13 protein-coding genes are annotated in these 12,359 nt (G+C 68.5%); 4 read left to right on the forward strand and 9 right to left on the reverse strand.

Features of this window, described 5'->3' with window-relative positions:
* Window positions 1-16 precede the first annotated feature (16 nt).
* The 3 genes from EPL04_RS13645 to EPL04_RS13655 are packed head-to-tail and all read right to left on the reverse strand — an operon-like array spanning window position 17 to window position 2,773.
* Window positions 17-937, reverse strand: coding sequence for a cation diffusion facilitator family transporter (locus EPL04_RS13645; RefSeq protein ID WP_134671747.1), 921 nt, complete (start codon window positions 935-937; stop codon window positions 17-19).
* 48 nt (window positions 938-985) lie between these two features.
* Window positions 986-1,519 carry an HIT family protein gene (locus tag EPL04_RS13650; protein ID WP_134671748.1) on the reverse strand — a complete coding sequence of 178 codons (534 nt, stop codon included), beginning with the start codon at window positions 1,517-1,519 and terminating at the stop codon, window positions 986-988.
* A 24-nt stretch (window positions 1,520-1,543) separates the two neighbouring features.
* Complete coding sequence (locus EPL04_RS13655; RefSeq protein WP_134671749.1) at window positions 1,544-2,773, reverse strand: MFS transporter; 1,230 nt, start codon at window positions 2,771-2,773, stop codon at window positions 1,544-1,546.
* 161 nt (window positions 2,774-2,934) lie between these two features.
* On the opposite strand from EPL04_RS13655, the gene EPL04_RS13660 reads away from it, so the two are divergent.
* Window positions 2,935-3,900, forward strand: a complete 966-nt coding sequence (locus EPL04_RS13660; RefSeq protein WP_134671750.1) for a transcription initiation factor IIB — start codon at window positions 2,935-2,937, stop codon at window positions 3,898-3,900.
* A 24-nt stretch (window positions 3,901-3,924) separates the two neighbouring features.
* On the opposite strand, the gene EPL04_RS13665 is transcribed toward EPL04_RS13660, so the two are convergent.
* From EPL04_RS13665 to EPL04_RS13680, 4 genes are read right to left on the reverse strand one after another with little or no spacing between them, the layout of a single operon-like run.
* Window positions 3,925-5,151, reverse strand: coding sequence for a CaiB/BaiF CoA transferase family protein (locus EPL04_RS13665; RefSeq protein ID WP_134671751.1), 1,227 nt, complete (start codon window positions 5,149-5,151; stop codon window positions 3,925-3,927).
* Window positions 5,152-5,209: 58 nt separating this feature from the next.
* Window positions 5,210-6,031, reverse strand: a complete 822-nt coding sequence (locus EPL04_RS13670; protein ID WP_134671752.1) for a fumarylacetoacetate hydrolase family protein — start codon at window positions 6,029-6,031, stop codon at window positions 5,210-5,212.
* Window positions 6,032-6,379 (reverse strand): cupin domain-containing protein, encoded by a 348-nt coding sequence (locus tag EPL04_RS13675; protein WP_134671753.1) that lies wholly within the window; start codon window positions 6,377-6,379, stop codon window positions 6,032-6,034.
* Window positions 6,380-6,425: 46 nt separating this feature from the next.
* Window positions 6,426-7,217 carry an SDR family oxidoreductase gene (locus EPL04_RS13680; RefSeq protein ID WP_134671754.1) on the reverse strand — a complete coding sequence of 264 codons (792 nt, stop codon included), beginning with the start codon at window positions 7,215-7,217 and terminating at the stop codon, window positions 6,426-6,428.
* Window positions 7,218-7,324: 107 nt separating this feature from the next.
* Between EPL04_RS13680 and lhgO the strand changes: the two genes are divergently transcribed.
* Together lhgO and EPL04_RS13690 are read left to right on the forward strand one after the other, a co-directional pair.
* Window positions 7,325-8,527, forward strand: coding sequence for an L-2-hydroxyglutarate oxidase (lhgO, locus tag EPL04_RS13685; RefSeq protein ID WP_134671755.1), 1,203 nt, complete (start codon window positions 7,325-7,327; stop codon window positions 8,525-8,527).
* A gap of 76 nt (window positions 8,528-8,603) precedes the next feature.
* Window positions 8,604-9,650, forward strand: a complete 1,047-nt coding sequence (locus tag EPL04_RS13690) for a mannonate dehydratase (protein WP_245154574.1) — start codon at window positions 8,604-8,606, stop codon at window positions 9,648-9,650.
* Between the two features lie 24 nt (window positions 9,651-9,674).
* Here EPL04_RS13690 and EPL04_RS13695 read toward each other — a convergent pair whose 3' ends face one another.
* Both EPL04_RS13695 and EPL04_RS18830 read right to left on the reverse strand, forming a co-directional pair.
* Window positions 9,675-10,892: a mandelate racemase/muconate lactonizing enzyme family protein gene (locus tag EPL04_RS13695; protein ID WP_134671756.1), complete on the reverse strand. Its 1,218-nt coding sequence runs from the start codon at window positions 10,890-10,892 to the stop codon at window positions 9,675-9,677.
* The gene (locus EPL04_RS18830) at window positions 10,889-11,053 is read right to left on the reverse strand and encodes a hypothetical protein (RefSeq protein WP_167599478.1); all 165 of its coding nucleotides are present in this window, start codon (window positions 11,051-11,053) and stop codon (window positions 10,889-10,891) included. The genes EPL04_RS13695 and EPL04_RS18830 overlap by 4 nt, the downstream gene beginning before the upstream one ends.
* Window positions 11,054-11,279: 226 nt before the next feature.
* Here EPL04_RS18830 and EPL04_RS13700 point away from each other — a divergent pair, with 226 nt between their 5' ends.
* The gene (locus EPL04_RS13700) at window positions 11,280-12,356 is read left to right on the forward strand and encodes a TAXI family TRAP transporter solute-binding subunit (protein WP_134671757.1); all 1,077 of its coding nucleotides are present in this window, start codon (window positions 11,280-11,282) and stop codon (window positions 12,354-12,356) included.
* Window positions 12,357-12,359 lie beyond the last annotated feature (3 nt).

Raw genomic sequence — 12,359 nt, forward strand, 5'->3', positions numbered from 1 at the left:
TCGGACCGGACCGTGCTCACCGGGAACTGCCGCCGACGAGCCGACCGACCTCGTCGTCTTCTTTCCACTCGCCGAGTTCCTTCGGGTCGACGTGGACGAACACGTCGTCGACCTCCTCGAGGTCCCGGATCGCCTCCACGATCTCGGTCTCGATCGCGTGGGTCTCCCGAAGCGTGCGGTCGCCCTCGACTTCGATGTGGAGGCTCACGTCGATCTCCGGGCCGACGTAGTGGGCGATGACGTCGTGGGCGCCCTCGACGTCGGGGTGAGCGAGCGCTCGCCGGACGATCTCGGACCGGAGGTCCTCGGGGGGCGCGCTCCCCACGAGGTAGTCGACGTTGTCCTCGACGATCTCGTAGCCCGTGTAGAGGATGCCGAGCGCGACCGCGCTCGCCGCTATCGGGTCCAACACCGGGTAGCCGGCGTTCGCGCCCGCGACCCCGATCAGCGCCGCGGTCGCGGTCAGCACGTCGATGCGGTTGTCAAGCGCGGTGGCTCGGATCGCGGGCGAGCGCCGGCGCTCGGCCACCCGGAGACAGTACCGATAGAGGCCGTACTTGATCGCGGCGGTCCCGCCGAGGACCCCGAGCGCGATCGGGCCGGTCGAGGCCGCGATCTCGCCCGACAGGACGCTGGTCGCCGCGCTCCAGAGCACCGCGCCGCCCGCGGCGAACACCCCGACGGCGACGAACAGCGAGACGAACGGTTCGATGCGCTCGTGGCCGTGGGGGTGGCTGAAGTCGGGCGGTCGGGTCGTCAGGTACAGGCCCGCCACGACGACCGCGCTGTAGGCCACGTCCGCGAGGCTGTTGACGGCCTCCGAGCCCACCGCGAGACTACCGGTCGCCCACCAGACGGCGCCCTTGGCGGCGACCAACAGGACGTTGACCGCGAGCACGAGCGCCCCGACCCGGCGGACCGCCGCCTTCCGGTTCATCGGGCGGGGGTTGGACCGCCGGAAAGAAGGGTGTATCGCTCTCGACGCTCACTCGATCCGGACGGCGCCCTCCGCCGGCACGCTGACACCCTCCTGCTCGGCGAACGCCGCGCGGAGTCGATCGTAGGTGTCCTCGAGCGCCTCCACGAGCACCTTCGTGTCCGAGAGCACCGGCATGAAGTTGGTGTCGCCCTCCCACCGCGGGACGACGTGGGTGTGGAGGTGGTCGTCGATCGAGCCGCCCGCGCCCGTCCCGAGGTTGAGCCCGGCGTTGAAGCCGTCGGCCCCGAGCGCGGCCTCGACGGCGTCGAAGGTGCGCTGTTTGAGCCGGGCGTGATCGACCAGCACGTCCTCGGGGAGATCAGCGTAATCGCCCGTGTGGACCCGCGGGATCACCATGACGTGGCCGGGGTTGTAGGGGTAGTTGTTGAGCATGACGAACGACCGGTCGCTCCGGGCGACCACGAGGTGCTCGCGGTCGTCGTCGCGGTCGGGGAACGCACAGAACACGCAGTCGACGTCGGGGTTCTTGTCGTCGCGTTCGACCCACTCGATGCGCCACGGGGCGAAAATCTGGTCCATGTGCGGGCCAGGGCTCCGGAGAACTTAGGTGTCGGCGGTTCGGTCGGGGACCCGGATCGCGAGCAGTGCGGCGACCGCCCCCACGCCCGCCAGCAGGAAGAACGACTCGTCGAAGTAGCCCCGGTCGGCGAGCGCGCCCACGACCGTCGGACTCGCCGCGCCGACCAGCATGTAGCCGGTCCGCAACACCCCGAGGCCGGTCCCCCGGACCTCGTCGGGGAACGCGCCCGTGAGGTAGGTGAGGGTGATGGTCGCGTAGCCGAGCACGCTGCTGGCCAGCGCGGTGACCGCGGCGATCGCCGCCAGCCCCTCGACGACCGGCACCAGCGCCATCGACGCGGTGATCACGAGCAACACCAGCGGGAGCGACCGCCGGAGGCCATAGGCGTCGTAGGCCGACCCCGCCATCGGCTTGACGAGGATGCCGAGCCCGAAAAAGCCCCCGAACAGCGCCGTCGCGGTCGTCTGGGCCAGCCCCTTGACCTCGACGAGGTAGGTCGGATAGAACCCGGTGAACCCCTGCCAGACGCAGTAGCCGAGCAGTTGGACCGCGGTCACGAGCAGGACCGACCGGTCGGTCATCACGCCTGCGACCGCTCGGAACGCCTCGCCGACGCCGGCTTCCGACGCGTCGGTCTCGGCGTCGCGGCGGGCGCTCGGCACGACGATCCCGATGCCGACGGCCGCGAGCGCGAACAGCGGGATCGCGAACCCGAACCCGAGTTGCCACGCGACCGCGACCACGAGCGCGCCCGCCAGCGGCGGGAGCACCGAACTCCCGAGATCGCCGGCGGCCATCGTCAGCCCGATCGCGGTGCCGCCCCGCTCTGGGTAGTTGTCCGAGAGGATGGTGAACCGCGCGACGCCGTACAGCGCGGTCGCGAACCCGAACAGGAGCGTCGCGCCGAACAGCACGCCGACTGACCCCGCCGTGACCACGACCGCGAGCGCGACCGCCGAGACGGCGGTGCTCGCGACCAGCACGCGCCCGCCGCCGAACCGGTCGTCGAGTAGCCCGCCGGGGAGTTGGCCGAGCGCGTAAGCGACCCACAGCGCCGTGACGAGCAGGCCAGCGGCCGTCAGGTCGAGTCCGTACGCGGCCCGCAGTTGGGGCAACACGGCGGGGTAGATCATCCGGACGCCGAGCGAGAGGAACCACCCGCCGGCGACCGCGACGAGGATCGGGCCGCGCCCGCCGCCCCACAGTTCGGTCCCGAGGCGGCGGACTGCTCCGAGTCGGTCGGCGATGCCCATCGTCGTCGGAGATGGCCCCGCTGGACGGTTATGTCCGACGGTAGCGGCATGGCGATCGGCCCCGGCGGGGGCTCGCGCGGGCCGCCCGGCCCGGACTCGACGGGTCGCGACCGACCGAGTCCGCATAAGCGTTATACCTACTTGCCCATCTAAGTCAATGTGTGGAGAGAACGAGGCGGCGTCAAGATCGAGGCGAGCAGGAGCAGGAAAACCAACAGGAGACCGGTCAGCGCCAGGAGTGCCCCGAGTGTGAGTCCGCACAGCTGGTGAAAAGCGCCGACGGGAGCGAGGTCGTCTGCGAGGACTGCGGGCTGGTCCTCGAAGACGAGAACATCGACCGGGGACCCGAGTGGCGGGCGTTCAACCACTCCGAGCGCCAGGAGAAGTCCCGGGTCGGCGCCCCGACCACCAACACGATGCACGACAAGGGGCTGACGACCACCATCGACTGGAAGGACAAAGACGCCTACGGCCAGTCGCTCTCCTCCGAAAAGCGCAGTCAGATGAACCGGCTCCGAAAGTGGCAAAACCGGATCCGCACCAAAGACGCCGGCGAGCGCAACCTCCAGTTCGCGCTCTCGGAGTCCGACCGGATGGCCTCCGCGCTCGGTGTCCCCCGATCGGTACGGGAGGTCGCGTCGGTGATCTACCGGCGCGCGCTCAACGAGGACCTGATCCGGGGGCGCTCGATCGAAGGGGTCGCCACCGCCACGCTCTACGCCGCCTGTCGGAAGGAGGGTATCCCGCGCTCGCTGGAGGAGGTCGCGGGCGTCTCGCGGGTCGAACGCAAGGAGATCGGCCGCACGTATCGATACATCTCCCAGGAACTCGGCCTCGAGATGAAACCCGTCGACCCGACGAAGTACGTCCCGCGGTTTTGCTCGGAGCTCGATCTGCCCGAGGAGGTACAGGCCAAGGCCAACGAGATCATCGAGACCTCGGCCGAGCAGGGCTTGCTCTCTGGCAAGTCCCCGACCGGCTACGCCGCCGCCGCCATCTACGCCGCCTCGCTTTTGTGCAACGAGAAAAAGACCCAGCGGGAGGTCGCCGACGTCGCGCAGGTGACCGAGGTCACCATCCGCAATCGGTATCAGGAACAGATCGAAGCGATGGGCCTGACGAGCTGATCGACGCCGGACCCGTTCTGCGTTCTACACGCCCGACTCTTCTCTGAGCCGTTCGATGTCCTCGTCGGTGTAGCCGTATTCGCGGAGAACGTCGTCGGTGTGTTCGCCCAGCCGCGGCGGGTGCTGGCGGACGCTCGTGGGGGTCCGCGAGAAGTGCATCGGGCTCCCGGCCATCTCGACCTCGCCGGCGGTCGGGTGGTCGACCGACCGGTGCATCCCGCGGGCCTCGACCTGCGGGTTGTCGAACACCGCCGCCATGTCTTTCACGTCGCTTGCGGGCACGTCGTGGTCGGCCAGCAGGTCGAGGGCCTCGTCGGTCGTCATCTCCGCGAACGCCGCGTCGAGGACGGCGTCGAGTTCCTCGCGGTTCTCGACCCGGTCGGCGTTCGACTCGAACCGCGGGTCGGCCGCGAGGTCGGGCCGATCGAGCGCCTCGCAGAGCCGCGGCCAGATGTGCTCGCTGGCGCAGGCGACGACCACGTAGCCGTCGGCGGTCTCGAACGCCTGATAGGGCGCGATGGTCGGATGCTTCGAGCCCATCCGGCCCGGCGACTCGCCGGTCGCGAAGTAGTTCGACGCCATGTAGCTCATCCACGCGACCTGCCCGTCGAGCAGGCTCACGTCGAGTTTCTGGCCGGTGCCGTCGCCGAGTTCGCGTTCGAGGAGCGCGGCTAGGATCGCCTGGGTCGCGTACATCCCCGCGCCGATGTCGGCGATGGCGACCCCGACCCGGACGGGCGCGCCGCCGTCCTCGCCCGTGATGCTCATCATCCCGCCCTCGGCCTGCATGATGATGTCGTAGGCCGGTCGATCGGCGTCCGGGCCCCACTCGCCGTACCCCGAGAGCCCGCAGTAGACGAGTCCGGGGTTGTCCTCCCGGAGGTCCTCGTAGCCGAGGTCCCAGTCTTCCATCGCGCCGACCCGGAAGTTCTCGACCAGCACGTCGGCCTCCGAGGCGAGGTCGCGAAACACCTCCCGACCCGCTTCCGACTGGAGGTTGAGGGTGATCGAGCGCTTGTTCCGGTTGACGCTCATGTAGTAGGCCGACTCCTCGGCGTCGCCGTATCGGGGCGGATGCCAGTGGCGAGTCTGGTCGCCGGTCTCGGGGCGCTCGACCTTGATCACGTCGGCGCCGAGGTCACCGAGTTGCATCGTGCAGAACGGTCCCACGAGGACGCGCGAGGCGTCGAGGACTGTCACGCCGTCGAGCGGTCCAGCGTCGTCACTCGGATTCCGGGCTTCGCCGGTCATACTCGTGCTTGGCGTGAGTCCGAGAAGAAAGTACGGGTAGCGGCCCGCCCGAACGCCGCTACCGCACCACGTCCGCAGAGAGGTCGCCGATCGGTTCGACCGCCGCGCGCGCTTCGTCGCCGTCTTCGATGACGCCCGCGCCGGGCGTGCCGGTGCTGATCACGTCGCCGGGCGCGAACGTCGTCGACTCCGAGAGGTAGCTGAGCAGTTCGGGGGGCTCGAACAGCATCCCGTCGAGGGTGTTCTCGGAGACCGTCTCGTCGTTTACGACCGTCCGGACTCGCACCTTCTCCATGAACGCCTCGGGCGAGTCCGGGACAGCGACGTACGGGCCCGCCACGAGGAACGTGTCGAAGCTCTTCGCCCGGGTCAAAAAGCGCGGATTGCGTTCGAGGATGTCCTCGGCGGTCATGTCGATGATCGGGACGAACCCCGCGACCACGTCGGCGAACTCGTCCTCGGCGACGCTCGAACACCGCCGGCCGACCACGACCCCGAGTTCGGCCTCGGCGGTGACCCGATCGGTCACGTCGGCGTCGGGAAGCCGGATCGGGCCGCCGGGCCCGGTCGCGGTCGAGGGGGGTTTGAGGAAGCTCGCGGGCTCCTCGGGCCGGACCTCGTCCAGATCCTCGGCGTGGTCGGCGTAGTTCAGCCCGATCCCCCAGAGCTTCCCGGGTCGATCGAGCGGGAGCCCGAAGGCGAGTTCCTCCTCGGGGACTCGCTCGGCGGGCGCCGCCGCGGGGTCCGGGAGTCCGTCGGGCGCCCGGCCGAGCGCCTCCTCGATCGTCGACAGGTCGGGGTCGGCGGCCCCGAGCGGGACGAACCCCTCCTCGTCGCCGATCAGCGGCGCCCCGTCGGCGGTGCGCGCGAGATACCGCATCTACTCCTCCCGGTCGGTCCAGAAGTCGAAGCCCCGGCCCGGCGCGAACACGTCGAGTCCGACTGCGCGCTCCTCGCCCGTGTTCTCGACGCGGTGGGACTCCCACGATTCGAGCAACACCGAGTCGTACTCGCCCATCGTCACCGAGTCGTCCTCGGTGTGGACGGTGAGTTCGCCCTCCAGGACGAGACACACCTGCTCGTTCTCGTGGTCGTGCATCGGCGAGGAGTGGCCCGGCGGCTTCTCGAACCACTCGAAGCTGAACGCGTCGCTCCCCGCGAGCGCGGCGCGGGCCCACCCCTCGTCGGGTTCGTACGTTTCGGCCTCGTCGAAACTGACTGGCTCCATGCGCTCTGGGTCGCGATACGTCGAAAAGAAGGTGACGGTAGCGGAACTACAGGTTCGAGTTGCCCGACCCGCCGTCGATCGGGATGGCGGTGCCGTTGATGTACTCCGACCGGGGCGAACAGAGGAACGCGACGGTGTCGCCCAGCTCCATCGGGTCGCCGATCCGGCCGAGCGGGTTCGACTCGCCCCGGGCCTCTAACCCCTCTTCGTAGGAGTCGTACTCGCCGCGCTCGACCGCCTGATCGATGAGGTCGGTGATGCGGCTTGTCTCGTGGGGGCCGGGCAGGACCGCGTTCGCCCGGACCTCCGGGGCGAGCTCCGTCGAGAGGGTCTTCTCCAAGCCGATCACGCTCATCCGGACGGAGTTCGAGAGCACGAGCGACGGGATCGCCTCCTTGACGCTCCGGGAGGTGATGTTGACGACGGTGCCCCCGCCGTCGGCTTCGAGGTGGTCGGCGGCCTCCCGGACGGTCCGGACCACGCTCATCACCAGCAGGTCGAACGCCTCGTACCAGTCTTCGTCGGTCGTCTCGAGGAACGGGCCCGACGGCGGGCCGCCGGCGGAGGTCACGAGGTGGTCGAGTCCGCCGAACTCCTCGACGGTCGTCTGGACGAGCCGTTCGATGTCGTCGGCGTCGGTGAGGTCGGCCTGAACGCCGACGACCTCGCCGGCCGCGACGTCTTCGATCTCCTCGACCGCCTCGTCGAGGGACTCTTGGGAGCGACCGTTCACGACGACGTTCGCGCCTTCTCGGGCGAGCGCCTTCGCCGACGCCTTGCCGAGGCCGCTACTCGAGGCCGTTACGAGCGCCGCGTTGCCTGCTATCTCGAAGTCCATACCACCCGATGACACACTCGCGTAACTTAGTCGTTGAGAACCCACACGAATACCGCCGGGAAGCGGTACATCAAAGCGGGGGCGGAAGCATTCGGTACACGAACACGATGACAGACCACGACGTCGCCATCGTCGGCGGCGGTTGCGTCGGGCTGTCGGTCGCGAAGCACCTCGCCGAGCGCACCGACTTCGACGTCGCCGTCATCGAGAAAGAACACCGCCTCGCCGAGCACCAGAGCGGCCGTAACTCCGGGGTGCTCCACCCGGGGTTCAACTACCCGCCCGGCTCCGAAAAGGCCCGGTTCGCGACCGAGGGCACCCGGCGGATGAAAGCCTACTGCGACGAGAACGGCGTCCCCTGCGAGGAGCTCGGAGTGGTGGTGGTCGCGACCGACGACCGCGAGGAGGCCCGACTCGACGAGCTGGCCGAGCAGGCCGAGGAAAACGGCGTCGAGTACGAGCTACTCGATTCGCGGGCCGAACTCCGCGAACGCGAGCCCCACGCCGAGGGGCAGGCCGCCCTGTACGCCCCCGAGGCGGCGTCGGTCGACTCCCAGCAGTACGTCTACACGCTCGCGCGCGAGGTGCAGGACGCCGGGGTCTCGCTGTATCTGGGCCACGAGGTCTCGCGGATCTACGACCGGGAATCGGGCTACCGGCTCGCGACGAGCAACAGCGTCGTCGACGCCGAGTACCTCGTGAACGCCGCGGGGCTCCACGCCGACACGCTGGCCCACCAGGTGGGCGTCGGCGAGCAGTACCAGGTCGTGCCGTTCCGCGGGGAGTACTACGAGGTCACCCCCGAGAAAGCCGACCTCTGTCAGTCGATGATCTACCCGACGCCAGATCCCGAACTGCCGTTCCTCGGGGTCCACTACACGCGGCGGGCCGACGGGAAGGTCATCGTCGGCCCGAACGCGGTGCTTGCGTTCGGCCGCGAGGCCTACGAGAACACCCAGTTCGACCTCGGGGACCTCAGGGAGACGCTGACCTACGAGGGGTTCTGGAAGCTACTCGCTTCGCCGACGATGGTCGGGGTGGCGTGGGAGGAACTCAACAAGTCCTACCGCAAGGAGAAGTTCGTCGAGGCCTCCCAGCGGCTCGTGCCCGAAGTTCGGGAGGCCGACCTCCACCAGAGCTACGCCGGCATCCGGGCCCAACTGGTGAGCGAGGACGGCGAACTCGTGAAAGACCCGCTGTTCATCGAGACCGACGACGCGGTCCACATCCTGAACGCGGTCTCGCCCGGGCTCACCTCCTCGCTCCCGTTCGGCGACCACATCGCCGAGCGCATCGCCGAGAAGCGGTAAGGCGGTCGCCGGCGCGGGCTCTCACACCGACCGCGATACGAGGAACTATATTCGCGTCCGAGGTGGGTACCACCTAATGGCACCGTCGACCAGCCGGGACGACGACACCGAAGACGTACAGGCCGACCCCGCGGAGATGCGGGTCGCGATCGGGACCTACAAGCCTGCAACCGACGGCTTCCTGCGGTTCGCCGCCCAGCTCGGCGTCGAAGACGTGCTGTTGACGCCCCACCGACACGAGGGGTTCGACTCGGCGCTCCCGCTCGGGACCGCGTGGTCCGAACCCGAACTCCGAGCGCTCCACGATCGGGCGAACGACGCCGGACTCCGGCTGTACGGCGTCGAGAAGCTCCCGATCCCCCTCTACGAGATCCTGTTGACCGACGACGACGCGGCCCGCCGCGAGAAGGTCGACGCGATCGCTGAGACGATCCGCAACATGGGGGCGGCGGGCATCCGCGTCCTCGGATACAGCGGCCATCCGCCCGACGGCGCGGTTCGGACGACCCGCGATCACCCGGTCCGGGGCGACGCGACCGCCTCGGCGTTCGACATCGCGGACGTCGATTCGGTCGCGCGCGAGGAAGTCCACCGCGACGTGACCGAGGCCGAGCTGTGGGAGCGCTACGAGGAGTTTCTCCACGCGGTCGTCCCGATCGCCGAGGCGGCCGGCGTCACCCTCGGCGTCCACCCGAGCGACCCGCCGGTCGAGGAGCTGTTCGGGATCCCGCTGCTCTTTCGCAACCGGGAGAACTTCGAGCGCGCGCTCTCGGTCCGTCCGAGCGACAACCACGGGCTGAAGCTCTGTCTCGGTTGCTGGTCGGAGATGGGCGAGGACCTCCCCGACGTGATCCGAGCGTTCGGCGACGACATCGTCTACGTCCACTTCCGGGACGTTGTCGGGACGGTCCCGGCGTTCCACGAGACGTTCGTCGACGACGAGGCCGGCAACTTCGACGAGTACGAGGTGGTGCGGGCGCTCGAGGAGGTCGGGTTCGACGGGGTGATGACCCCCGACCACGTTCCGCTGATGGAGGGCGAGACCGACTGGGAGTTCGGGAGCACGCTCGGCCGATCGTACACCGTCGGCTACCTCAAGGGAATGACCAAGTCGCTGGAGTAAGGCGAGAAGGGCGTCGCTCCGGCCTCAGAACCCGGACGTGCCGTCGAGACGGCGGTCTTCGGCGACCGACTCGTCGAGTTCGATCCCGATCCCGGGCGCCTCGGGCACCTCGATGTACCCGTCCTGGATCAGCGGGTCGTCGCGGGTCGTCAGGTCGTCCCACCACTCGACGTCCAGGGCGTGGTACTCGAGTAGGTCGAAGTTAGGGATCGCCGCTCCGAGATGGACGCAGGCCATCGTCCCGACGGGGCTACAGACGTTGTGGGGCGAGACGGGAACGTAGTGTTCCTCGGCGCGGTCGGCGACCCGCATCGTCTCGGCGAGTCCGCCGACGGTCGTCGGGTCGGGCGTGGCGATGTCGACGCCGTGGTCGGTTATCAGGTCCGTGAGTTCGTGGACCCGGAACCGGTTCTCGCCGGTCGCGACCGGCGTCCGCGTCGCGCCCGTGACCTCCTTCTGGGCGGCCATGTTCTCGGGCGGGATCAGGTCTTCGAGCCACATCAGGTCGAACTCCTCGAGCTCGTAGGCGAGGCGCTTGGCGCTCTCGACCGAGTAGTCCCAGTGGCAGTCGAACGCCAGGTCGACGTCGTAGCCGATCTCCTCGCGGACCGCCGCGACGATGTCGCGCTTGTGCGCGATGGCCTCGTTAGTGAGGCGGCCGTTGAACGGGTCGGGGTCGTTGTCCCCCGGCAGGTCGAGGTCGAACTTGACCGCGGTGAACCCCATGTCGACCACGCGGCGGGCCTCGGCGGCGTACGCTTCGGGCGAGTACGCGTCGGCGTCTGCGTAGGCGGTCGCACCGTCTTCGACCTCGTAGGCCTCGCCCGCGTGGCAGTCACAGTAGATCCGGACCTCGTCGCGGTATTTCGAGCCCAGAAGCTGGTACACCGGCAGGTCCAGGAGCTTCCCGGCGGCGTCCCAGAGCGCGATCTCGATGCCCGACGCGGCGGTCACCACCTTTCCGGTGGTGCCGCCGTGGCCCGACATCTCCTGGACGATCAGCCGGAAGATACGCTCGACGTCGAGGGGGTTCTCGCCGATCAGGAACCGTTTCGTGTACTCGACGAGTTCGGGGATCCCGCCGCCCCGATACGCCTCGCCGATCCCCGTGACGCCGGCGTCGGTCTCGACTTCGATCAGGTTCCACTCGAAGTTACCCTCCACCACGCAGGTCCGGATGTCGGTGATCTCGACATCTCGATCCCCCCGGCGGTTCGCGGTCTGGCCCGAATAGTCTCTCATCTCTCGCGCTCCCCGTGCCCGTCTGCGTCGAGCGCACCGCCGTGGCCTTCGTCGGTCCGGACGACGGCGATCGCGCGCTCACCGAGCGTCCTGTTCGCGATCGACATCCGCGGCCCCGCCGGAATCCGGATCGGGGCGGACTCCGCCTCGGTTCGTTCCATACCGGGTGCGTGCTACGGTGTGTGAAATCGCCGCGTGTACCGGCAATAATCACCCGTACAAACCCGGCACGAACGCCGATGCGTTCCGATCGCGCGGGAAAACCGCGCTGACCTCGATTCCGTATATTTTAGCGGTTATGAATTCGGATTATTTACCTATACGACCTTTAGTGAATAGATGTCAATAGATAGATTCATATATCACCGATGGGGTTCATGAACAACGATGGCAAAAAATAGCATGAAGCGGCGTCGATTCCTGTCAGGCACGGCTACTGCGGGCGCGATCGGCCTCGCCGGCTGCACCAGCGGCGGAGGCGATGACGGCGGCGAAGACAGCGGAGACGGCGGAGACGGCGGAGGCAGCGACATGACGCTGCGGGTCGGTACCTCCGCGGGCGGAACCAAAGACGTTGGCCTCGCGGTCGAGCGTGCGGTCAGCCAGGAGAGCGATTCGCTCGACTACTCGACCGTCGAGAGCCCGGGCTACATCGGCACGATCCGCCGGATGGAGCAAGACCAGTTCAACGCGGGCATCACCGACAACAACTCGCTGTCGAAGGCCCTCGACGACCGGGGGAGCTTCTCGGAGCAGGGCGTCGACGAGATTCCCGACTACGGCTTTTTCGCGTTCCCGTACAGCATCTACATCGTCGCGCGGGACGGCACCGGCATCGAGACGTTCGACGATCTGGCGGGCAAGAACGTCTACCCCGCCGAGCCCGGCTACTCGACCCGGGCGACCACTCTCGACGTCTGGTCTCAGGAGCCGACCGCGGACGTCCACGACCAGATGAACATCAAGAACATGGGGGTCAGCGACGCCCCCGGCGCGATGGAGGAGGGGCAGATCGACGCCGCCATCGCGTACGGCACGCCCGGCGCTGGCTACACCGGGTGGGTGACCGAGTACGACGCGCGCCTCGACGTCCACTACGTCGAGCCGACCGACGCGCTCGTCGAGTCCGCCGAGTCGTACGCCGGTGCGGGGACCTCCCGGATCCCGGTCGACGACTGGAGCCTCCAGCAGGACATCGGCACCGACGAGCTGTTCACCTGGGACCTCGAGGTCAACTACACGTTCGCCCGCGAGGCCAGCAACGACGCGGTCTACGAGCTCTGTCGGGTCGTCGACGAACACAACGACGTCGTCAACGAGGGCGAAGAGCAGTTCCTTGACGTCGAATCGACGGGTGACCTGCTCGGCTCGGCCCGCGAGAATATCCCGGTCCACCCCGGCGCCGCCCAGTACTACAAGGACAACGACGCCTGGGACGATAGCCTGCAGGTCGGCGGCGAGTAACGC

This window comes from Halorussus marinus (genome assembly GCF_004521895.1).
In the GTDB taxonomy this organism is placed as follows: domain Archaea; phylum Halobacteriota; class Halobacteria; order Halobacteriales; family Haladaptataceae; genus Halorussus; species Halorussus marinus.